This window comes from Pseudomonas sp. 21LCFQ02 (assembly GCF_024129895.2).
Taxonomy (GTDB): Bacteria; Pseudomonadota; Gammaproteobacteria; order Pseudomonadales; family Pseudomonadaceae; genus Aquipseudomonas.
Genome location: NZ_CM178749.1, coordinates 1,895,232 through 1,918,473, shown reverse-complemented (window position 1 = coordinate 1,918,473; position 23,242 = coordinate 1,895,232). Strand labels below are relative to the sequence as shown.

The window sequence follows — 23,242 nt, the reverse complement described above, 5'->3', positions numbered from 1 at the left end:
ATCACTGCGGGGTTGTCGGCAGGCGCTGCGCCAGCATCTGGTGCAGCGCACTGCCTGCTGGCCAGTTGCGCAACAACCGCGCCCGGTCGCGGGCGTAGGCTGCGGCAAAGCTGCTGAATGAGCGGTGCTGGCAGACCGCGTCCAGGTCGATCAAGGCCCACTGCCCCTGGTGCCAGAACAGGTTATGGCCCTTGAGATCGCCGTGGCTGATGCGCTCGCGCAGCAGTTGCGCGATCAGGCGGTCCAGGGCCTGTAACTCATTTTCAGGCACGGCGGCGGTGGCCACATAGGGCGCCCATTTTTCGATGAGGTCCGGCCCCTCAAGAAACTCGGTAATCAGGTAAGCCTTGCTGCGCAGGCCCAGCACGCGTTGCTCGCGCACCGCGAGCGGTCTGGGCGTGGCAATGCCGAGAAATGCCAGGCGGTGGCCTTCGCGCCAGGAGTGCCAGGCGCGGCTCGGGCGCCAGAAGCGCTTGAGCCAGTGGCTGAAGTTCTTGATGTTGTAGCGTTTGATCACCAGCGCACGGCCCGCCACGTCAACCCGCGCCACACTGGCGGCGCCACCGGTCTTGTACATATGCCCGGCTTGCAGCAGTTCATCGGCGCGATCGAGCAGCGGCTGTATGGCTTGAACCTCTTCGCGGCGAATCGCCTGGAAGCCCGAGGCCGAGTCTTCAACGCTGAACAGGCTGCAGTCACGACAGGTCTTGGCCAGAAAGTCCTTGAGCCGCCATTGGCGAACCTGGTCGATCTGCTTCTGCAAGGCTTCCAGTGGCAGGGCATGCTCACCATTGGCAAGCAGGTAGTACACCAGTAACTCTTCCGTAAAGGGTTCGAAACGCTTGGGCAACTGGGCAAAGAACACCCCGAGATTTTCCAGCACCTTTTGCCGCGACAAAGGCTGGCCGGCCTGTTCGGCCTTGATGCCGGCACCGTCGATCCAGTACAGCTGGCCGTTGTGACGCAGCAGGTTGTCCAGATGCAGATCGTCCTGCCAAAGGCCCTTGAGGTGCAGCCCGGCAATCGCGCCCAGTGCCTCGGCCAGTACCACTTGCTGCTCGTCGGCCAATGCCGGCAGGTGCTCTACCTGCTGCCAGGCATCGCCCAGGCTCGGCGCTTGCTCCAGAAACTCGAACAGCAGCCAGCCACCCTCACCTTCCTGCAGCCCGTCCGCCAGCAACAGCGGGGTGGTCACGCCTTGCGCGGCCAAGGCGCGCACGCCGTCCAGTTCACGCTGAAAATGCCGGGCGGCCTTGCTGCCGACCAGCAGTTTGGCCAGCACCGGCCGCCCCCGCCATACCCCGGCACCGACATAACGCTGGCCCGGCAAGACTCGCAACAGACTCAGCAGTTGCAACTCGGCGGGCCCGGCAGCGTCCGCCAGGGTCAGGTTCAGGGGCAACTGCGGGGCACGTCCCGCGTGAGTGAGTTCGGTAAGGCGCATCAACAGTTCTCTATCAATGGTCGCGACGTTGCTTGTGCTGGCCGCGTCGGCCCAGCCGTTGCAGCCAGGCATCAACCGGCGGGCTGTCGGTGGCGGCCTGCAAATAGGCCGCGAGCAATTGACGCCGGTCGGCTTCTGACCACATCGGTGCACGACGAAATAGCGGTTCGAGGTCTTTGGTCAGGTCACGCTGGCCAAAGATCGATGGCCGGGTCTTTTCCAGGTCGATCAACTGTGCAGCGTACCCTTCACCCTGAGCCTGCACAAAAATGTGCTTGGGGTAAAAGCAGCCGTGGATCTGGCGGGCGCCGTGCAGGGTGCGGGCCAGTTGTCCACAGGCGTGCAGAATCGCGCGCCGTGCGTTGTCCGGGATTTCGCCCCAGCGCTGCAACAAGGCATCCAGGTCGCTCCAGCCATCCAGCGCCCGGGTCATCAGAATCGCCCGGCGCTCACCGTTGACCTTCTGTTCACCATAGAACACCGCCTGCAAAGCCGGGATCCCCAGCTTCTGATAGCGGCTGATGTTGCGAAACTCCCGCGAAAACGACGGCTCGCCAAACGGGTGATGCAGAGTGTGGGTCAGGTAATTGCTCTGGCGCTTGAGGTAGAAGCCCTGGCCTTCGAGGTCCAGGCGATAGACGCTGCTCCAGCCGCCCCGGCCGGTGTTGGGTTCGTCGACCGCCTCCAGGTCCAGATTCCACAACGACTGGAAATCGACCAGGCCGTGGCGGGCCAGCAGTGCCTGTTCGGCACTGGCAATGAACAGAGTCATTCGCGGCCCTCGAAAAAACTGACGATATGCCGGATGCGCTTCTTGTCGGAGGCATTCAGGTGCGAGCGCTGCCGGTATTGCAGGTAAAAGCGCAACCGCTGGGTGGCCGAGAGCTGGTACTTGCCGACCTTGTCCAGGCATGCCAGATCCTTGATGATCCGGTAGCGCAGCAGAAACCCCCACCAGAACGCACCATTGGGACAGTCGATCAGGAACAGCCGATCCTGATCATCGACCAGCAGATTGCGCCATTTCAGATCGTTATGGGTGAAGTGCTGGTCATGCAGGATGCGCGTGTAACGCGCCAACTGCTGACTGATCCGCTCGACCCAGGCCGGATCGCTCAGCCGTGGGTCCTTGCGTTGGGCCATCACCCACAGGTCTTCGGTGTTGGGCAATTCGCGGGTAATCAGTGCGCCGCGATCATAGGCCATGCCATTACGCTCCAGCCCCCAGGCCACCACATCGGCGGTGGGAATGCCCCACTTGGCGAAACGCTTGAGGTTTTGCCACTCGGACTTGACCCTTGGCCGGCCCAGATAGCGGCGCAGGCCTTTGCCGGCGCCGGAGTAGCGCTTGACGTAATACTGCACGCCAGCACGCTCGACGCGGATCACCTCTGAGAGTGGGTCACGGGTCAGTTGCTCGCCTTGCAAGGCAAACACCGCTTCCAGCGAGCCGAAATCCTCCTGCAGCGCCGCGTACTCAGGCGCCAGTGTCCAGCCCGCCATCAGAGTGCATCTCCGTAACGCTGCTTGCGTGCATAGAGCTTGTCGGCTTTTTTCTCAAGCTTGCCCAACAGCACCGCCTCATGGCTGAGGATCTGGCGCAGTGGCTGGCGGAAATAGCCTTTGAGAAAGCGCAGTTTGTCGTGCTTGGTCAGGCCGATGTCCAGTGCCGAGAAATACAGCGCGGCCAGGTCCTTGTTGCGCCAGCGCGGGGTAATCGCCCGGCGGGTCTGGGCCCGGTGCAGGTCGATCACCGACAACTTGAAGTCATCGGCGCTCACCGGCTTGTCGGTATGCAGCAGGAAGTGGCAAATATAGCAATCACGGTGGTTGACCCCAGCCCGGTGCATGGTGCCGACCAGTCGCGCCACTTCGGCAATCAGGGCTCGCTTGAGACGCGGCTCGGGCGGCGTGGTACGCCAATCGAGGCTGAAATCTTCGAGGCTGACGGTCGGCGCCAGCTCTTCGGTGATGATGAACGAGTGCTGGGCCGCCGGGTTGCTGCCGCGCTCGCCATAGGCCACAGCGGTCATGGTTGGTACGCCGGCTTCGTGCAGGCGTGCGACCGCCTTGAACTCCTGGCCGGCGCCGAGCACCGGCAGTTTGGCACTGAACAGGTTCTTGGCCACTTCGCCCCAGCCGATACCGCGGTGGATCTTGACGAAATAACCCCGTCCTGCGACCTCGGTGCGCAGCGTACTGCGCCCTTCAAGCTCGCGATACACCTGACCTTGCAACCGCTCGACCTCGGCAAAGGCATCACGCCCGGCCCACAGGCTCTTGAACGGCTCTGCGAGGAACAACTTCATTGATCATGCTCCGCCAGAATCACATCCGCCGCGTGCTGCGGCATGCTGTACAGGTCTGCCGTGTCGGCAAAGGCCAGGCCATTGCGTCCCCACTGCGCCCGTGCAGCGTCGTCTTCGAGCATGTTTACCAGATGGCGGTTGAACTGCGCCTGTTCGAATGGCTCATCGAGAACCAGACCACAGTCGGCCTCAGCGATGTAGTGGGCGTAACCGCATACCGCGCTGACCAACACCGGCAAGCCGGCGACCAGCGCTTCGAGCAGCACCGTCCCGGTGTTTTCGTTATATGCCGGGTGGATCAGCAGGTCGGCACCGAGCAGAAAGCGCGGGATGTCGCTGCGGCCTTTCAGGAAGCTCACCTGCTCGCTCAGCCCCAGCGCCTTGCTCTGCAACTGGAAGACCTTGGGGTCGTCCTGACCGATGACGAACAGCCGGGTGCGCTTGCGCAACTCGGCGGGCAACGCGGCCAGCGCCTTGAGACTGCGGTCCACGCCCTTGGTCTTGAACCCCGACCCGATCTGCACCAGCAGCCGGTCGTGGTCGCCCAGACCGAACTCCTTACGGAAATCCGCACGCACCTGCGGCGCATCCGCCGGCGCCCGGCGGTCCTGGGAAATACCCGGTGGCAGCAGATGAAAGCGCGCCAGCGGAGTGTTGTAATGCTTGATGAACAGCGGTTGCTGGACCTCGGAAATCATCAGCACCTGAGTCTTGGCCTGGGGGGCGAACACCGCCCGCTCGTACTCGGCAAAGTGCCGGTAGCGGCCCCACTTGCGGTACAGCGAGTGACGCAACGTCTGAGCCTTGTCTTCGAAGCAGCCATCGGCGGCGTAATACACGTCCAGCCCCGGCATCTTGTTGAAGCCGATCAGCCGGTCCACCGGACGTTTGGCCAGGTCAGCTTCCATCCAGGCACTGAGCTTTTCGTTACGCCGATGATTGAACAGCGCTTTGACCGGCGCCACCAGCACTTCAAAACCGGGCGGAATCTCACCTTCCCAGATCAGGGTGTAGACCCGAATCCGGTGACCGCGCTGCTGACACTCCAGGGCAATACGCATGAAGTCGCGCTGCAGGCCACCAAACGGAAAATATTTGTAGAGTACGAAAGCCAGTTGCATCAGCCAGGTTCCTTTGCCAGCAACAGCGCGCCCAACTGGCTCGCTACCCGCTCGGGATTCAGGCGAGTGAAGCACAGCGGCCACTCGCGTTTGAGGTCGAACCGCAACTGCTCGTCGGGGCTCGGTGTATAGGTACATTTCTTTTGCAGGCACGGCGCACAGGCCGGCCAGTCGCTGGCCAGATGCACCTGCGACTTGCCGTAGGCGCCGGTCAGGCCCGGATTGGTCGGCCCGAACAGCGATACGGTCGGCACATCCAACGCGGCAGCCAGGTGGCCGATGCCGGTATCGACCGCCACGCACGCCTCGGCGCCGGCCAGCACCCGGGCCACACCGGCCAGGTTCAATTTGGGCAATACGGCGGCATTGTCCAGCCCCTCGGCAATCCGCTCGGCGCGGGCCTTTTCGGCCGGGTTGCCCCACGGCAGCCGCACCTGCAGGCCACGGGCGGCCATCTGTTCGGCCAGTTGCCGCCAATACAGCTCAGGCCAGTGCTTGGTCGCCCAGGTGGTGCCATGCAGGAACAGCACATAGGGCGCATCCAGGCTGTCGCTCAGTGACTCCAGGCGCTTGAGGCCATAATCGCCCAGCCCTGACGGCAACGGGTAACCCAGCGCCTGGGCAAACAACTGACGCAGGCGCTCCACCGCATGCTGCCCGCGCGCCACCGGGTAACGCCGGTCGCGGTCGTAGAAACGGCTGGCCAGCGGCTCGCGGGCCGACTCACGGTCCAGGCCAGCCACTGGCGCATTGACGTAGCGAGTCAACCAGGCGCTCTTGAACAGCCCCTGGGCGTCGATCACCACGTCGTAGCGGGTGTCGCGCAAGCGCCGTTTGAACGCCGCCCACTCACCGCTCTTCCAGGTCTGCCAGAGGTTCTTGCGCCAGCGCCGGATCGCCACCGGAATCACCGTGTCCACCGCCGGGTGCCAGCTCGGGATCTCGGCAAAGCCTTCTTCGACCACCCAGTCGAAACGCACGCCCGGCAGCGCCCTGGCCGCATCGGTCAAGGCCGGCAGCGCATGAATCACGTCGCCCAGCGACGAGGTCTTGATCAGCAACACCCGCAAGGTCAGAGCACCTCTACCGGGGTGGCGTCCAGCCCACTACCCAGGCGGCCCAGCGCCTGGATCACCTGACCCGGGTCGAGCAGGCGCAGGCAATTGTAGTGGCCGAAGCGGCAGGTACGGTCGAAGCAAGGCGAGCACTCCAGGCCCAGCCGCACGACCTCTACTTCATCAGCCAGTGGCGGCGTGAAACCCGGCGAGGTCGAGCCGTAGACCGCCACCAGCGGGCGGTTCAGGGCGGCGGCCACATGCATCAGCCCCGAGTCGTTGGACACCACCGAACGGGCGCACGACAGCAGGTCGATGGCTTCGGCCAGAGAGGTTTCGCCACACAGGTTGGTGACTTCTTCGCGCAGTCCGGGAATCAGTTCCTGGCGAATGCTTTCGCCCACCGGGTGGTCTTTTTTCGAGCCGAACAGCCAGACCTGCCAGCCCTGTCGAATCAGCGCATCAGCCACTTTGGCGTAGTGCTCGGACGGCCAGCGCTTGGCCTCACCGAACTCGGCACCCGGGCACAGGGCCAGCACCGGTTGCTCAAGGCTAAGGCCGAAGCGTGCCAGCGCGGCCTGGCGGGTGGCCGGGTCAATGCTCAGTTGCGGGCGCGGATAAGGCTGCGGCAACGCCGCGCCGTTGTCATAAGCCAGGGCCATGAAGCGCTCGATCATCAGCGGGTAGCGCTGTTTGTCGAGTTTGCGCACGTCATTGAGCAAGCCGTAACGGAACTCGCCGCGCCAGCCGGTGCGCGTGGGGATGCCGGCAAAGAACGGCACCAGTGCCGACTTCAGCGAGTTGGGCAGCAAGATCGCCTGATCGTACTGGCCGGCCAGGGATTTGCCGATGCGCCGCCGGGTCGCCAGCTCCAGGGCGCCGTGGCCCAGAGGAAAGCTCAGCGCCGCACGGACTTCGGGCATGCGTTCCAGGATCGGCCGGCTCCATTCGGGTGCCAGCACGTCGATTGCGCACTCAGGATGCCGCTGCTTCAGACACTGGAACAGCGTTTGCGCCATCACCATGTCACCGACCCAGCTAGGTCCAACGATCAGAATGTTCATGCTCAATCCAAAAACGACCAGGGAGGCAGGTCAGGTTGCGTGACCCTTTCACACAACCTGACGCCTCCCCGTCCTTAGCCTTATTGGCTGGCCATGCCAGCCGTCATTTCAATCCCAGCGCCGCCCAGATACGCCGCACTTCGCGCCGTTGCTCCGGGAACTGGTCACCTGCGACAACGCCGGCCTGCTTTTGCAGGGCCTGGCGGTGCGCCGCCGAACGATAGGCCTTGTAGGCTTCGCGCAGCAGGCTGGCATCGGCACCCGGCAGCAAACCGGCCTCTTCCAGACCTTCAAGGATGCGAATGTTATCGGTGTAACGCAGCAGTTGCGGGTAGTCCCGCGACCACGCCAGGGCCGCGTATTGCACCATAAATTCGATATCGACGATACCACCGGCGTCCTGCTTGAGGTCGAACGGCACAGCGGCGTCAAAGGCATTGGCGGCGGTGCCCGCTGCGCTGGCCTTGCTGCCCAGGTTATCGCGCATCTTGGCGCGCATTTCGCTGACTTCGACGCGCAACTGGGCCAGGTCACGCTCACGCCCCAGAACCCCGGCGCGCACCTGCTCGAAAGACGCCTGGACGTCCGGGCTGCCAATCAGCACCCGGGCGCGTACCAGTGCCTGATGCTCCCAGGTCCAGGCTTCGTTTTCCTGATAACGGGCAAATGCACCGACCGAACTGACCAGCAGCCCGGACGCGCCGGATGGCCGCAGGCGCATGTCCACTTCATATAACTGGCCGGAGTTGGTCTGGGTGGTCAGCAGATGAATGATCCGCTGGCCCAGCCGGGTGAAGAACTGCGCACCATCAATCGGCTTGGCGCCGTCAGTCTCACTCTGCGGGTCGCCATCGTGGATAAACACCAGGTCCAGGTCCGAACCGTGCCCCAGCTCGATCCCGCCGACCTTGCCATAGCCAACGATAACGAAAGCCGGATCGCACAGACTGCCGTCCGGGCGCTTCGGCGTGCCGTGGCGCGCCACGGTATGGCGCCAGGCCAGGGCCAAAACCTGCTGCAGGATCGCCTCGGCCAGCCAGGTCAGGTAATCGCTGACCTTCATCAACGGCAGGCTGCCGCTGATCTCCGACGCTGCCACGCGCAACCCGTGGGCCAGCTTGAAGTGGCGCAGCGCCTCCATTTGTTGCTCCAGATCATCCTCCGGGATGCGGATCAGGCGCTCATGCAGTTCGGCATTGAGTTCCGGTGCCTGCGGCGGGCTGAACAGCCGACCTTCATTAAGAAGCTCATCGAGCAGCAGCGGGAAGCGGGTGATCTGTTCGGCAATCCACGGGCTGGCCGCACACAACGTCAGCAACCGGCGCAGGGCATCGGGGTTTTCGGTGAGCAGCACCAGATAGGCCGAACGCCGGGCCACGGCTTCGACCAGCGGCAACACCCGCTCCAGCACCAGGTCTGGATTGTCGTGCTCCACCGCCTGAGCCAGCAGGCGCGGGATAAAGGCATCCAGCCGCTCCCGACCGATACGCTGGATAGCGCGCAACTGCGGACCGGAGCGCAGGTTGCTCAGGGATTTGAGCGCCTTGCCTGCATCGGCAAAGCCACCTTCCTGCAACTGCCGGCACGAGGCCTCTTCGTCCTGGATCTGCTCCCACAACGGCAACCACTCGCCGCCCACCACCAGCTCACCCTGCTCTTGATCGTCATCGCCATCAGGGTCGGCGATCACCTGGCGGAAGTGCCAGGACACCCGGCCGCGCCAGTGCATCAGGCGCTCATGAAAACCGGCCCAGTCGGCAAAGCCGAGCATGAAGGCAATCCGCGCCTGATCCAGCTCGTTGCCTGGCAGCATCTGGGTCTGGCGGTCGGCAATGGCCTGGATCGCGTGTTCGGTGTAGCGTAGAAATTCATAACCTTCGCGTAGCTCCTCGACCACCGGCGTCGGCAGATAGCCCTGGCCTTCAAGGGTCTTGAGGACTTTGAGCAACGACCTTTGTTGCAGGCTCAGGTCACGGCCACCGTGAATCAATTGAAAGGCCTGGGCAATGAACTCCACTTCGCGAATGCCGCCAGCCCCCAGCTTGATGTTCTCGGCCATGCCCTTGCGGCGCACCTCCTGCTGGATCAGTTGCTTCATGGTGCGCAGCGCTTCAATGGCCGAAAAGTCCAGATAGCGCCGATAGACGAACGGTCGGAGCATGTCCTGCAGCTGTGCACCGGCCGCCTGATCGCCACCCACCACGCGAGCCTTGATCATGGCATAACGCTCCCAATCACGGCCCTGATCCTGATAGTACTGCTCCATGGCATTGAAGCTGAGCACCAGCGCCCCGGACGAACCGTAAGGCCGCAGGCGCATGTCGACGCGAAATACAAAGCCATCGACGGTCACCGGGTCCAGCGCCTTGATCAACCGCTGGCCCAGACGAATGAAGAACTCCTGGTTATCCAGCGGGCGTTTGACGCCAACGGTTTCGCCACCTTCAGGGTAGGCAAAAATCAGGTCGATATCCGATGAGAGGTTCAGCTCAAGCGCGCCGAGCTTGCCCATGCCGAGGATCACCATCTGCTGCGCCTGGCCGCTGCGCCGCCCGGTGGGCACACCGAACTGCTGGCAATGGCGCTGGTACAACCATTGATAGGCCAGATCGATGCTGGCATCGGCCATCTCGGACAGGTCGCGGCAGGTTTGCACCAGATCAGCCTGACGGGTCAGATCGCGCCAGATGATGCGCACCTGATGGCGGTTGCGCTGGCGGCGCAGAATCCGGCCCAGGTCGTCTTCGCTGGCGGCGGCCTGCACCGCCTCTGCCAACTGGTCGCGCAACTGCCCAGGAGCAAAGGCTCGTTCCAGATCGCCACTGGCAGCCAGGTCCACAAGCATCTGCGGATCACGGCCCACCTGTTCGGTGACAAAATCACTGGCGGCGCAGACCCGCTCGAAGGCGGCCTGGCGCTGCTGCGGCCAGCCCGCAAAAGCGGCCTGTGTCGCCTCTGGCAAACAATCCAGCGCTGCCAGGAAAGTCTGGCGGGCTTGTGTAGCGGATGACAGCAGCGGGGCCGAAATTTCAGTCAGCGAAGGCAAGCTCATGGTCTATCCTTGATCGGCGTGTTACGGGCGATGTGCCATAGATGTAAGATCGCTCTGACAGCCACCGCTGTCGAACAAAGGTAATAAATTGCTGAGAAAATCGCTTTTGCGATATAAATCACCAATTTTCTGGCCATCATATGCGCTCGCGATCAACGGTAACGTTTGATCCCACAACATGACACGAGCGTTTTGGTCGGTTATCTGTAGTTTTACTACTGGATGAATCACTCAATAAGCTGAAATGGTTGGCGACTTGTAGTAAAACTACACGCCGCCGGCACAACCGCCGGCCATCCAAGAATTTATGTCGGCTGCCCACAAGGCCAGTCGCAAACTCAGGCGTCCGATTCTGGAAGCCTTTCCGCTCTGGAGCAAGCCATGCAAGACCTTGATCCCGTCGAAACCCAGGAGTGGCTGGACGCCCTGGAATCGGTTATCGACAAAGAAGGCGAAGACCGTGCCCATTACCTGATGACCCGTATGGGCGAACTGGCCACACGAAGTGGTTCGCAGTTGCCGTACGCCATCACCACGCCGTACCGCAACACCATTCCGGTAACTCACGAAGCCCGCATGCCTGGCGACCTGTTCATGGAACGCCGCATCCGCTCTCTGGTTCGCTGGAACGCGCTGGCGATGGTCGTCAAGACCAACCTGAACGACCCGGATCTGGGCGGCCACATCTCCAGCTTCGCCTCCAGTGCGACGCTGTACGACATCGGCTTCAACTATTTCTTCCAGGCCCCGACCGACGAGCACGGCGGCGACCTGATCTACTTCCAGGGTCACGCATCGCCAGGCGTCTACGCCCGTGCGTTCATGGAAGGCCGGATCACCGAAGAGAACATGAACAACTTCCGTCAGGAAGTCGACGGCAAGGGCCTGTCCTCTTACCCACACCCATGGCTGATGCCTGATTTCTGGCAGTTCCCGACCGTTTCGATGGGTCTGGGTCCGATCCAGGCGATCTACCAGGCCCGCTTCATGAAGTACCTGGAAAGCCGCGGCTTCATTCCGGAAGGCAAGCAGAAAGTCTGGTGCTTCCTGGGCGACGGCGAGACCGACGAGCCGGAATCGCTGGGCGCCATCGCCCTGGCCGGCCGCGAGAAGCTGGACAACCTGATCTTCGTCATCAACTGCAACCTGCAGCGCCTCGACGGCCCGGTTCGCGGCAACGCCAAGATCATCCAGGAACTCGAAGGCGTGTTCCGTGGTGCCCAGTGGAACGTCAACAAGGTCATCTGGGGCCGCTTCTGGGATCCACTGCTGGCCAAGGACACCAACGGTGCCCTGCAGCGCCGCATGGACGAAGTCATCGACGGCGAGTACCAGAACTACAAAGCCAAAGACGGCGCGTTCGTGCGCGAGCACTTCTTCAACACGCCTGAACTCAAGGCCATGGTCGAAGACCTGTCCGATGACGAGATCTGGAAGCTCAACCGTGGCGGCCACGACCCGTACAAGGTCTATGCAGCCTACCATCAGGCGGTCAACCACAAGGACCAGCCGACGGTCATCCTGGCCAAGACCATCAAGGGTTACGGCACCGGTGCTGGCGAAGCCAAGAACACCGCGCACAACACCAAGAAGGTCGACGTCGACAGCCTGCGTCACTTCCGCGACCGTTTCGACGTGCCGATCAAGGACGCCGACCTGGAAAGCCTGCCGTTCTACCGTCCGGAAGAAGGCAGCGCCGAAGCCCGTTACCTGGCTGAGCGCCGTGCTGCACTGGGTGGTTTCGTGCCACAACGTCGCGCCAAGAGCTTCAGCGTCCCGACCCCGCCACTCGATACCCTCAAGGCTATCCTGGACGGTTCCGGCGACCGCGAAATCTCCACCACCATGGCTTTCGTGCGGATTCTCGCGCAACTGGTCAAGGACAAGGAAATCGGCCAGCGCATCGTGCCGATCATCCCGGACGAAGCCCGTACCTTCGGTATGGAAGGCATGTTCCGCCAACTGGGCATCTACTCGTCGGTCGGCCAGCTCTACGAGCCAGTCGATAAAGACCAGGTGATGTTCTACCGCGAGGACAAGAAAGGCCAGATCCTCGAAGAAGGCATCAACGAAGCCGGCGCCATGTCGTCGTTCATCGCTGCCGGTACTGCGTATAGCAACCACAACCAGCCGATGCTGCCGTTCTACATCTTCTACTCGATGTTCGGCTTCCAGCGTATCGGTGACCTGGCATGGGCCGCTGGCGACAGCCGCACCCGTGGCTTCCTGATCGGCGGTACCGCCGGCCGTACCACCCTCAACGGTGAAGGCCTGCAGCACGAAGACGGTCACAGCCACATCCTGGCTGCCACCGTGCCGAACTGCCGCACCTATGATCCGACCTACGGCTATGAGCTGGCGGTGATCATCCAGGACGGCATGAAGAAGATGACCGAAGAGCAACAGGACATCTTCTACTACATCACCGTGATGAACGAAGCCTACACCCAGCCAGCCATTCCGGCCGGCGCCGAGGAAGGCATCATCAAGGGCATGTACCTGCTGGAGGAAGACACCAAGGCGGCTGCGCACCACGTCCAGTTGCTGGGTTCGGGCACCATCCTGCGTGAAGTCCGTGAAGCGGCGAAGATCCTGCGCGAAGAGTTCAACGTCGGTGCCGACGTCTGGAGCGTGACCAGCTTCAACGAACTGCGTCGTGACGGCCTGGCGGTCGAGCGTCACAACCGCCTGCACCCTGGCCAGAAGCCTCAGCAGACTTACGTCGAGCAATGCCTGACCGGCCGTAAAGGCCCGGTTGTCGCATCGACCGACTACATGAAGCTGTTCGCCGAACAGATCCGTCAGTGGGTTCCGTCCAAAGAGTTCAAAGTGCTGGGCACCGACGGCTTCGGCCGCAGCGACAGCCGCAAGAAGCTGCGTCACTTCTTCGAAGTGGACCGCAACTTCGTGGTGCTGGCCGCACTGGAAGCCCTGGCAGACCGTGGCGACATCGAGCCTAAAGTGGTGGCAGAAGCCATCGCCAAGTTCGGTATCGACCCAGAGAAACGCAACCCGCTGGACTGCTAAGAGTCTGTCCCGGATTCGTCCATAGCGCAGGCTCAAGCCTGGAAACAGCCGACGATGCGGAATTTGCCCCCGGCAAATGAGCATCCGAGGCTGTTTCGTTGCAAACAGCCGCGCAATATACAGTCTGGAACAGGTTCTCCTGAGGAGAAGCATAGTGAGTGAGCTAATTCGCGTACCCGACATCGGCAACGGTGAAGGTGAAGTCATTGAGTTGTTCGTCAAGGTCGGCGACCGCATCGAAGCGGACCAGAGCGTCCTGACCCTGGAGTCGGACAAGGCGAGCATGGAAATCCCTGCCCCCAAGGGCGGCGTCATCAAAGCCCTGAAGGTCAAGCTGGGCGACCGCCTGAAAGAAGGCGACGAGCTGTTCGAGCTGGAAAGTGAAGGTGGCGAAGCCGCCGCAGCGCCAGCCGCAGAACCTGCTGCCGCGCCAGCCGCTGCGGCCCCTGCTCCGGCTGCTGAAGCGCCGGCGGCTGCACCGGCACCTGCCGCTGCGGCCAGCGTGCAGGACATCCACGTACCGGACATCGGTTCGTCGGGCAAGGCCAAGATCATCGAACTGCTGGTCAAGCCAGGCGACAGCATCGAAGCCGACCAGTCGCTGATCACCCTCGAATCCGACAAGGCGAGCATGGAAATTCCATCGCCTGCCGCTGGCGTGGTCGAGAGTGTTGAAGTCAAGCTGGAACAGGAAGTCGGCACTGGCGATCTGATCCTGCGCCTGAAAATCGCAGGTAGCGCTCCGGCTGCTGCTGCCCCTGCTGCTGCCGCTCCGGCACCTGCTGCATCGGCTCCGGCCGCCGCACCTGCCGCAGCAAAAGCTGAAGCCGCACCGGCTCCGGCTGCCGCTCCGGCCGCTGCCCCAGCCAAAGATGGCGCCAAGGTCCATGCCGGCCCTGCCGTTCGTCAACTGGCCCGTGAGTTCGGCGTCGAGCTGAGCGCAGTGACCGCGACCGGCCCGCACGGTCGTGTACTGAAAGAAGACGTGCAGGTCTACGTCAAGGCCCAGCTGCAAAAGGCCAAGGAAGCACCCGCAGGCGGCGCCACTGGCGGTGCCGGTATCCAGCCGATTCCGGAAGTCGACTTCAGCCGCTTCGGTGAAATCGAAGAAGTGCCGATGACCCGCCTGATGCAACTGGGCGCGTCCGGTCTGCACCGCAGCTGGCTGAACATCCCGCACGTGACTCAGTTCGACCAGGCCGACATCACCGACCTGGAAGCTTTCCGCGTGGCGCAGAAAGCCGTGGCGGAAAAGGCTGGCGTCAAGCTGACTGTGCTGCCACTGCTGCTCAAGTCCATCGCGCACCTGCTCAAGGAACTGCCGGACTTCAACGCATCGCTGGCACCAAGCGGCAAAGCGGTGATCCGCAAGAAGTACGTGCACATCGGCTTTGCCGTGGACACCCCGGATGGCCTGCTGGTCCCGGTGATCCGCGACGTCGACCAGAAGAACCTGCTGCAACTGGCGGCCGAAGCGGCTGCGCTGGCCGAAAAAGCCCGCAACAAGAAGCTGACCGCCAACGACATGCAGGGCGCCTGCTTCACCATCTCCAGCCTCGGTCACATTGGCGGCACCGGCTTCACGCCGATCGTCAATGCACCGGAAGTGGCGATCCTGGGTGTCTCCAAGGCATCCATGCAGCCGGTCTGGGACGGCAAGGCATTCCAGCCGCGCCTGATGCTGCCACTGTCGCTGTCGTATGACCACCGTGTCATCAACGGCGCCGCCGCTGCACGCTTTACCAAGCGTCTGAGCGAACTGCTGGCCGACATCCGCACCATCCTGCTGTAAGGCATCAGCGGCCCCGTTTGCGCGGGGCCGACTGCCGAACATCTGGCTGCCGTACCAAAAGCCCCGCGCAAGCGGGGCTTTTTTGTCCTGTGTCACAACTTCAGACAGCAGTTCTGCGATACATGGCCGATACCCTGTCGTTACATGAAACCCTGTACGCGGCGACCGGTCCGAATGGATTGAACAGTGGACACATTACTCTGATACTTTTATAGCACTAAGCCACCGCGCTCTCTTGTAAGGCAGTGCTGCATCATGCAACCTTGCCGGGCGCGAAAGTTATCAGGGCCAATGCCCGCGCGACCAGAATTCGGAAAGCGAGTTTGTTCATGAAAAGCCAGCCCGATGCTGCCGCCAGAACGGCAGCCGAGGTAGTGACGCAATTGCCGGTGCCTTCGCGCCTGGGCATGCTGCGTTTCGAACGGCTGAATGAAGCCAGTTGGGCGCTGCTATATCTTGATCCGAACTGTGAACAAGCATTCGGCATGCCAGCAGTGGAGCTGTGCTCACTGATCAGTTCTCCTTTCGCCAGCCTGATGGAGCCGGAGGCACGTTATCGGCTGCACGATGATCTGCAGCAGCAACTGACCCGGGCATCGCATTATCTGATCCGCTACACCTTGCACACGGTCAATGGCCCGCTGGGGCTACTGGAGATGGGCGAGGCATTCAAACAGCACAACCGCCAACTGTTGCGCGGCTATTTTGTGGTCATCGACGGGCCTGCATTCAACGCTGATGACAGCGATCCGGCAGGCAGGCATGTCAATCCGCTCAGCCCGTTTGCCCAACTGCAGCGCGCACGCGCCCAGCAGGAACTGATCCTGCGGCTGGCCCGTCATCGCTACTCGGGTAATTCGGTGCAGGAAGCGGCGCAACTGATTACCCAGACGGCCTGCGAGATCTACGATGTCGCCGGTGCCAGTATCTGGAATCTGGAAGGCCAGACGCTGGTGCCCGTCACTGAATACGTGCGCGAGAGCGGCGAGCACCGCCAGCCATCGCCCATCGATATCAGCAACTCACCGGCCTACCACGAGGCGCTGCTCAACAGTCGCGCCATCGATGCCAGCAACACCCGCGAAGACCCGCGCACGCTGGAGCTGGCCAGCAGCCTTGAGCCACGCGATGTGCGCGCCCTGCTCGATGCCAGCATCCGCCTGGACGGGCAACTGGTCGGCGTACTGTGCCTGGAGCAGACCGGTGCAACGCGCCAGTGGCTTACGGATGAGGTGGCCTTTGCCGGCGAACTGGCTGACCAGTTTGCGCTGGTCATCAACAACCACAACCGACGTACCGCCACCAGCGCCCTGCATCTGTTCCAGAGAGCGGTGGAACAGAGCGCCAATGCTTTTCTGCTGGTCAACTGCGACGGCGTAGTGGAATACGTCAACCCCAGCTTTACCGCCATCACTCAATACGCCGCCGATGAAGTCCATGGTCACAAGCTCGCCGAGCTTCCTGCTCTGGAAAACCTCGGCAGCCTGTTCGATGCCCACTCAAGCCTGGCCAACAACAATAGCTGGCAAGGTGAGTTCAAAAGCCGGCGCAAAAATCTGGAGCCCTACTGGGGGCAGTTGTCAATTTCCAAGGTATACGGCGACAATCGCGAGCTGACCCATTACATCGGCATCTACGAAGACATCACCCAGAGCAAGCTGGCCCAGCAGCGCATCGAGCGCCTGGCCTACACCGACAACCTGACCAGCCTGGGCAATCGCCCGGCGTTCATTCGTCATCTGGACGAGCGCTTCGCCCGTGACAGCGACACGCCGATGAGCCTGCTGCTGGTAGACATCGACAACTTCAAGCGCATCAACGACAGCCTTGGCCACCAGACCGGTGACAAACTGTTGATCAGCCTGGCCCGACGCCTGCGCAATACCCTGAGCCCAGTCGATGTACTGGCCCGCTTTGCCAGTAACGAATTTGCCGTACTGCTCGACCAGACCGGCCCGGAGGCCGGACAAAGCATCGCTCACCAAGTGTTGATGACCCTCGACAAGCCGTTGTTCGTCGACAATCAGTTGATCAGCGTTACCGGCTCTGTGGGCCTGGCCTGTGCGCCGCTCCACGGTCGTGATCCGCAGACCCTGATGCGGAATGCCGGGCTGGCGCTGCACAAAGCCAAGGCCAATGGCAAACATCAGGTCCAGGTGTTTACCGAAGCCCTGAATGCCGAAGCCAGCTACAAGCTGTTCGTCGAGAACAACCTGCGCCGGGCCTTGAGCCAGAGCGAGCTGGAAGTGTTCTACCAGCCCAAATTGTGTCTGCTGACCGGCCGCCTCACCGGCCTGGAGGCCCTGCTGCGCTGGAACCACCCGGAAAAGGGCATGATCCGCCCGGATCAGTTCATCAGTGTCGCCGAAGAGACCGGCCTGATCATTCCGATCGGCAAATGGGTGGTGCGCGAGTCGTGCCGGATGAGCAAAGCCCTGACGGCCGCCGGCTTCGGCCCGCTGCAAGTGGCGATCAACGTCTCTCCCAAACAGTTCTCCGATCCCGAGCTGGTGTCCTCGATTGCCAATATCCTCAAGGAAGAGGCACTCGACCCGTCGCTGCTGGAACTTGAACTCACCGAAGGTCTGCTGCTCGAAGCCACCGAAGATACCCGACAGCAACTGGACATGCTCAAGCGCCTGGGCCTGTCACTGGCCATGGACGACTTCGGTACCGGTTATTCGTCGCTGAGCTACCTCAAGAAATTCCCCATTGACGTGCTCAAGATCGACCGCAGCTTCATCCGCGATATTCCGGATGATGAAGGCGACATGGAGATCACTTCAGCGGTAATCGCCATGGCTCACAACCTCAAGCTCAAAGTGGTTGCCGAAGGTATCGAAACCGCAGCCCAACTGGCGTTCCTGCGCCGTCATCGTTGCGACATCGGCCAGGGTTACCTGTTCGACAAGCCGATTTGCGGCGACGATCTGATCGAACGGCTGCACCGTTACCCGCACAAGCCGCTGCTCTGAGGCCCCTTCCCTGTCCCAGACCTCTGGGGCAAACTGTATGTCCGTTTTTTACAGTGTATGGCGCAGCCGCTGTTTACGTGCGCCAGCCTGCCTATTCAGAGGACTTGCTCATGACCCTGCGCTCGGAAATCCTGGTAAACAAGAACGTCTTGCCTACCGCCGAACAAGCCCTGCCGGGCCGCGATAGCCATATCCAGCTCCCCGAGAAGCATTTCGTCCATGATACGCCGCTGCTCGGCCCGTTCTTCGAAGAGGTCGAGTTCGCGATCTTTGGCCTGGGCTGTTTCTGGGGCGCAGAGCGGCGCTTCTGGCAGACCCCGGGAGTGGTCAGCACCGTGGTGGGTTACGCCGGCGGCTTCACCCCCAACCCGACTTACGAAGAAGTCTGCTCAGGCCTGACCGGGCATACCGAAATCGTCCTGGTCGTCTATGAGCCGGCGAAGGTCAGCTATGAGGCCCTGCTGAAGATGTTCTGGGAACTGCATAACCCGACCCAAGGCATGCGTCAGGGCAATGACATTGGCACCCAGTACCGCTCGGTCATCTACTGCACCAAACCCGAACAACTGCAGCAAGCCCTGGACAGCAAAGCGCGTTACCAGACCGAGCTGACCAAGGCTGGCCTGGGTGAAATCACCACCGAAATCGCCGAGGCGCCGACCCTATACTTCGCCGAAGGCTACCACCAGCAGTACCTAGCGAAGAACCCGCAAGGCTATTGCGGGATTGGCGGCACCGGGGTGTGCCTGCCAGCCTAAGCTTGCAGCAGGAGATCGCCCGTCGCCTTGGCGCCGCCCGGCCGGTCCTACTCCGCGATCAACCAATCCATTTTCCAGCCGCCCTGGGTCTGGCCCAGCTTTTCGGCCAGGTAGGGCAGCAACTCGCGCAGCTCTTCTTCAAGCCCCCACGGCGGGTTGGCGATGGCCAGCCCAGAACCGTTGAGGCTGGCCGGGGTTTCCAGGGGGTGGACGTAGAGTTCCACGCGCAGCAGCTTGGGCGCGCCGGTTTCAGCCAGGTCCTGATAAAAACGCTTGAGCTGGCGCGGGTCCTTGATCGGGTACCAGATGGTCGCAACGGTCTGGCGCATGCGCCCGATGGCCTCCTTGAGCGCTACGCTGCAGCGTTTGAGTTCATCGAGTTGCTCGAACGGCGGGTCGATGAGCATCACCGCGCGCTTTTCCTGCACCGGCAGCAACGCACGCGGCACGTGCCAGCCTTCGCCCAGATGCACCGCCACGCGGCGGTCGAACTTCATGTTGTCTTTAAGCAGCGCCCCGTCATCGGGGTGCTTTTCATTAAGCAATACGCGGTCCTGCTCACGGCTCAGGCGCCGGGCCAGCTCAGGGGAGCCTGGGTAGTAGCGCAGTTCGCCGGTCTTGCGGTTCATGTGCCGCAATACATCCATATAACCGGCCGCGGCCGCAGGCAGGTCAGTGGCCTCCCACAAGCGGCCGATGCCTTCGACCCACTCACCGGTGCGGGTCGCTTCATCGCCCTGCAGGTCATACAGACCGATCCCGGCATGGGTGTCGATGTAGGCGAACGGCTGCTCCTTGCGCGACATCAGCGCAATCAGCCGAGTGAGGACAATGTGTTTCAAGACGTCGGCATGGTTGCCGGCATGGAAGGCGTGACGATAATTCATGGCAGCTCCTGGAAGGCCGCCCAGTTTACACCAGACATGAAAAACCCCGGTAAAGCCGTCACAAAACCGGGGACCGAACGTGACATCGGGTGACCAAGCCCTTGTAGAGTACACGTCGAAGGATTTCAGTCTGCTCTGGCTGCTGAAACAGGAGTTAGCCGAAAACGACCTGTTCTTAGGTAATCCTGCCATCACCTCTACAAGCCCTTGCCCAGGCTGTGAAGGCCTACCAGAATCAGTTACCACCCTGTCGAAGGAACAACGCCATGATGCACGCAGACCTGATTGACCAGGACGACCTGATCGGCAAACTCAGGGCGCTGGGCTTTGAAACGCCCTCAGGTGCGACCCCGGAGCAGGCCTGTGCCCAGGCAGTGCGCGGCCTTACCGATGACCGCGCGATCGCGTTGCGCAAACTGGTTGAAAGCATGCTGGCCGGCAGTGCGACCATCCTGCCGGCGGTGCGCCAGGCCATTGATCAACAGTTGCTGCCGGCGCTGGTGGCCTACAAACAAACCCACGCCTGACTAACCGACATCGCCCCCGGTTGCCTGAAACAACCGGGGGCGATTGTCAGATACGCACGCTGGCGAAGGTCGACTCGTTGCGCGCTTGGTTGAGCGCCGACATCGGCCCGGACAGCGGCGCCAGTACCATGGCCTGCGGGATCGGCAGCATGGAAACCTGCTGGGCAGTGTTGGAACCTACCCGCTCATCGCGTGGCGGAATGCCGAAGTACTCGCGATAGCACTTGGAAAAGTGCGGCGTCGAGACAAACCCGCACACCGAAGCCACTTCGATGATCGACATCGGCGTCTGCTTGAGCAGTTGCCGGGCACGGATCAGGCGCAGCTTGAGGTAGTAGCGTGATGGCGAACAGTGCAGGTACTTCTGGAACAGCCGCTCCAGTTGCCGGCGCGACACCGACACGTACACCGCCAGCTCGTCAAGGTCGATAGGCTCTTCGAGGTTGGCCTCCATCAGCGCGACGATTTCCTGCAATTTGGGCTGGTTGGTGCCGAGCATGTGCTTGAGCGGCACGCGTTGGTGGTCCTGCTCGTTACGGATGCGTTCGTAGACGAACATTTCCGAGATCGCCGCCGACAGCTCGCGACCGTGATCACGGCTGATCAGGTGCAGCATCATGTCCAGCGGCGCGGTGCCACCGGAGCTGGTGAAGCGGTTCCGGTCCAGGGTGAACAAGCGGGTGCTCATGGTCACCCGCGGGAAAGCCTCCTGCATCGCGGCCAGACATTCCCAGTGCACGCTGCAATCGAAGCCATCGAGCAGGCCGGCGCAAGCCAGCGCCCAGCTGCCGGTACACACCGCACCCAAACGCCGCGACTGACGGGCCTGGGATTGCAGCCAGCTGACGTGCTCACGGGTTACGGTGCGCTGGATGCCGACACCGCCGCAGACGATCACGGTATCGAGGGCCGGTGCCTTGTGCATCGCCGCGTCGGGAGTGATCTGCAAACCGTCGCTGGCCCAGACCTGGCTGCCATCAAGGCTCAGGGTGGTCCAGCGATACAGCTCGCGACCCGACAGCTGGTTGGCCATGCGCAGCGGCTCGACCGCCGACGCGAGGGAAATAAGCGTGAAATTATCGAGCAACAAAAAGCCGATGGACTGTGGAGCGCGGTTCTGGGGGGCTGCCCCGGCATTGAACGAAGTCATCACGGAATCTCCTCGCACTTGAGCGGTAGGTGGCCTCACTGGAGGCTCTCATTCTTATTGCCCTACGCATTGCAGGGCTGTACTAAATGCATCGCAATTCCCATGCCTGAATTTGTCTGTGAACGACAAAAAACCCAAAAGCGACGTCGCTAAGCGTAACCACGACAGCGACCTGCATATTCAAATGCGACAGGCTCGCAAATCACTTGGAACCACTGAGCAATTCGGTAGCACTCGGACAAGGCAAGAAACAGTGGGGCTTTGACAAGTGTCACTACCCGCACACTCTGGAAGGTCTTTTTGCGCTGAAACAAGGCGTCATTGCGCCGCCCTGAGCCAAAAGTGAGCAGAGCCGGCGCGCCGCTTATGCGTCGGGGCTCAAGCCCCTCCTACGGCCCTGCGCAGGAGCGGACTCATCCGTGAAACAGGCCCCGATCGATCGAAGCTGCGGTTAACACTCGACGGCACTGACCGCCAGGCCGCCGCGCGAGGTCTCTTTGTATTTGTCGTGCATGTCCGCGCCGGTGTCACGCATGGTGCGGATCACCCGATCCAGAGAGATAAAGTGCTCGCCGTCACCGCGCAGCGCCATCTGTGCGGCATTGATGGCCTTTACCGCAGCGATGGCATTGCGCTCGATGCACGGCACCTGCACCAGACCGCCGACCGGATCACAGGTCAGGCCCAGGTTGTGCTCCAGGCCGATTTCTGCGGCGTTGCACAGTTGCTCAGGTGTGGCGCCCAACACATCGGCAAGCCCCGCCGCCGCCATGGCACAGGCCGAACCGACCTCGCCCTGGCAGCCGACTTCGGCACCGGAGATCGAGGCGTTCTTTTTACACAGGATGCCTACGGCCGCCGCACCGAGGAAGTAATCCACCACATTGCTCTGATTGACGTCCGGGCTGAACTTGACGAAGTAATGCAGCACCGCCGGGATAATCCCGGCCGCGCCGTTGGTCGGAGCAGTGACCATCCGCCCACCGGCGGCGTTCTCCTCGTTGACCGCCAGGGCGAACAGATTGACCCACTCCATGGCGTTGAGGGTCGAGCCGATCACATTGGGCTTGCCCAGCTCCTGCAGACTCTTGTGCAGCTTTGCCGCCCGGCGGCGCACATTGAGCCCGCCGGGCAGAATGCCGTCGTGCTTGAGGCCGTTATCCACGCACTCTTGCATGGCGGCCCACAGCTTCATGATCCCGGCGCGAATTTCAGCCTCACTGCGCCAGACTTTTTCATTGGCCATCATCAGCTCGGACACCCGCAGACCGTGCTGGCGGCACAACTGCAGCAGTTCCCGGGCACTGGAAAATTCGTAGGGCTGCTCGGTGCGATCACCGTCCATCTCGCCGCTGTCGGCCTGAACCTGGTCGACCACGAAACCGCCACCGATGGAGTAGTAGGTGTCCTGATAGATCTCGCCGCCCCGGCCTTCGGCAATCAGGGTCATGGCGTTGGGGTGAAACGGCAGGTTCTCGTCGAGCAGCAGCATGTCCCGCGACCACACGAACGAGATCGGCAGGCGGCTATCGAGCATCAGCGTATCGGTGCTTTTCAGGGTGTCGATGGCCGGGCCGATCATTGCCGGATCGATAGCATCCGGCCACTGGCCCATCAGGCCGAGAATCACCGCATTATCACTGCCGTGGCCGACGCCGGTGGCTGACAACGAACCGTACAGGCGCACTTCGATGCGTTCGATGCTCTCCAGCTTGCCGCTGTCACGCAAACCCTGGACGAACAGCGCGGCGGCGCGCATCGGCCCTACTGTATGTGAACTGGAAGGTCCCACGCCGATCTTGAACAGGTCAAACACGCTGATTGCCATTGTCGCCAAGCTCCATCATCAGGTCTTTATTAGCGCCGGGGCGCTTTTATAGGCGTAGCTGCTACGCTGGATCTGTTGCCGATTTGGCGTACACCAGCCACTGCAGTTCGCTGTTATGGCCAAATCATCAGCCTTTTCAGCCATTGCACGCCGTCCCACACCGACGCACTCATGCTCAGCAACGCCGCCACCTGAAAGCCCCGCAATAGAGCTTAAAAACCGAGGCTGTCAGGCGCTTTCAGGTATCCGCAAG

Annotated in this window: 15 protein-coding genes and 2 pseudogenes; 6 read left to right on the top strand and 11 right to left on the bottom strand. The window is 62.0% G+C overall.

The genetic code is table 11. The features are described 5' to 3' along the window. Window position 1: 1 nt before the first annotated feature. The 8 genes from NJC40_RS08825 to glnE form a co-directional block, all read right to left on the bottom strand. Window positions 2-1,444: a lipopolysaccharide kinase InaA family protein gene (locus NJC40_RS08825; protein WP_253140306.1), complete on the bottom strand. Its 1,443-nt coding sequence runs from the start codon at window positions 1,442-1,444 to the stop codon at window positions 2-4. 13 nt (window positions 1,445-1,457) lie between these two features. Next, complete coding sequence (locus NJC40_RS08820; protein WP_253140305.1) at window positions 1,458-2,216, bottom strand: lipopolysaccharide kinase InaA family protein; 759 nt, start codon at window positions 2,214-2,216, stop codon at window positions 1,458-1,460. Beyond that, complete coding sequence (locus NJC40_RS08815; RefSeq protein WP_045486717.1) at window positions 2,213-2,947, bottom strand: lipopolysaccharide kinase InaA family protein; 735 nt, start codon at window positions 2,945-2,947, stop codon at window positions 2,213-2,215. Before NJC40_RS08815 ends, NJC40_RS08820 begins: the two co-directional genes overlap by 4 nt. Further along, window positions 2,947-3,753 (bottom strand): lipopolysaccharide core heptose(I) kinase RfaP, encoded by an 807-nt coding sequence (rfaP, locus tag NJC40_RS08810; protein ID WP_253140304.1) that lies wholly within the window; start codon window positions 3,751-3,753, stop codon window positions 2,947-2,949. The genes NJC40_RS08815 and rfaP overlap by 1 nt, the downstream gene beginning before the upstream one ends. Further along, window positions 3,750-4,874: a glycosyltransferase family 4 protein gene (locus NJC40_RS08805; protein ID WP_253140303.1), complete on the bottom strand. Its 1,125-nt coding sequence runs from the start codon at window positions 4,872-4,874 to the stop codon at window positions 3,750-3,752. Before NJC40_RS08805 ends, rfaP begins: the two co-directional genes overlap by 4 nt. Next, window positions 4,874-5,944, bottom strand: coding sequence for a lipopolysaccharide heptosyltransferase I (gene waaC, locus NJC40_RS08800; RefSeq protein WP_045486709.1), 1,071 nt, complete (start codon window positions 5,942-5,944; stop codon window positions 4,874-4,876). The genes NJC40_RS08805 and waaC overlap by 1 nt, the downstream gene beginning before the upstream one ends. A gap of 2 nt (window positions 5,945-5,946) precedes the next feature. Continuing rightward, window positions 5,947-6,993, bottom strand: a complete 1,047-nt coding sequence (waaF, locus tag NJC40_RS08795) for a lipopolysaccharide heptosyltransferase II (protein WP_045486706.1) — start codon at window positions 6,991-6,993, stop codon at window positions 5,947-5,949. 103 nt (window positions 6,994-7,096) lie between these two features. Further along, window positions 7,097-10,045, bottom strand: a complete 2,949-nt coding sequence (glnE, locus tag NJC40_RS08790) for a bifunctional [glutamate--ammonia ligase]-adenylyl-L-tyrosine phosphorylase/[glutamate--ammonia-ligase] adenylyltransferase (RefSeq protein WP_253140302.1) — start codon at window positions 10,043-10,045, stop codon at window positions 7,097-7,099. A 381-nt stretch (window positions 10,046-10,426) separates the two neighbouring features. On the opposite strand from glnE, the gene aceE reads away from it, so the two are divergent. From aceE to msrA, 5 genes and pseudogenes are all read left to right on the top strand, one after another. After that, the gene (aceE, locus tag NJC40_RS08785) at window positions 10,427-13,072 is read left to right on the top strand and encodes a pyruvate dehydrogenase (acetyl-transferring), homodimeric type (RefSeq protein WP_253140301.1); all 2,646 of its coding nucleotides are present in this window, start codon (window positions 10,427-10,429) and stop codon (window positions 13,070-13,072) included. A 154-nt stretch (window positions 13,073-13,226) separates the two neighbouring features. Continuing rightward, window positions 13,227-14,864 (top strand): dihydrolipoyllysine-residue acetyltransferase, encoded by a 1,638-nt coding sequence (gene aceF / locus NJC40_RS08780; RefSeq protein WP_253114414.1) that lies wholly within the window; start codon window positions 13,227-13,229, stop codon window positions 14,862-14,864. Window positions 14,865-15,193: 329 nt separating this feature from the next. Continuing rightward, window positions 15,194-15,586, top strand: a pseudogene (locus NJC40_RS08775) (diguanylate cyclase); the annotation flags it as partial. A 63-nt stretch (window positions 15,587-15,649) separates the two neighbouring features. Then, a pseudogene (locus NJC40_RS08770) lies at window positions 15,650-17,839 on the top strand (putative bifunctional diguanylate cyclase/phosphodiesterase); the annotation flags it as partial. A 110-nt stretch (window positions 17,840-17,949) separates the two neighbouring features. Then, on the top strand, window positions 17,950-18,597 hold the full coding sequence (msrA, locus tag NJC40_RS08765) for a peptide-methionine (S)-S-oxide reductase MsrA (RefSeq protein WP_045486695.1): 648 nt from the start codon (window positions 17,950-17,952) through the stop codon (window positions 18,595-18,597). Window positions 18,598-18,644: 47 nt separating this feature from the next. On the opposite strand, the gene NJC40_RS08760 is transcribed toward msrA, so the two are convergent. Continuing rightward, window positions 18,645-19,484, bottom strand: coding sequence for a 23S rRNA (adenine(2030)-N(6))-methyltransferase RlmJ (locus tag NJC40_RS08760; protein WP_253114405.1), 840 nt, complete (start codon window positions 19,482-19,484; stop codon window positions 18,645-18,647). Window positions 19,485-19,750: 266 nt separating this feature from the next. Between NJC40_RS08760 and NJC40_RS08755 the strand changes: the two genes are divergently transcribed. Beyond that, entirely contained in the window at window positions 19,751-20,011 is a 261-nt protein-coding gene (locus NJC40_RS08755) for a hypothetical protein (RefSeq protein WP_045486692.1), read from the top strand. A 46-nt stretch (window positions 20,012-20,057) separates the two neighbouring features. Here the strand turns inward: NJC40_RS08755 and gbdR are convergent, their stop codons facing one another. Together gbdR and NJC40_RS08745 are read right to left on the bottom strand one after the other, a co-directional pair. Then, window positions 20,058-21,161, bottom strand: a complete 1,104-nt coding sequence (gene gbdR, locus NJC40_RS08750; protein WP_045486690.1) for a choline metabolism transcriptional regulator GbdR — start codon at window positions 21,159-21,161, stop codon at window positions 20,058-20,060. A gap of 451 nt (window positions 21,162-21,612) precedes the next feature. Continuing rightward, window positions 21,613-22,989, bottom strand: a complete 1,377-nt coding sequence (locus tag NJC40_RS08745; protein WP_045486687.1) for an L-serine ammonia-lyase — start codon at window positions 22,987-22,989, stop codon at window positions 21,613-21,615. Window positions 22,990-23,242 lie beyond the last annotated feature (253 nt).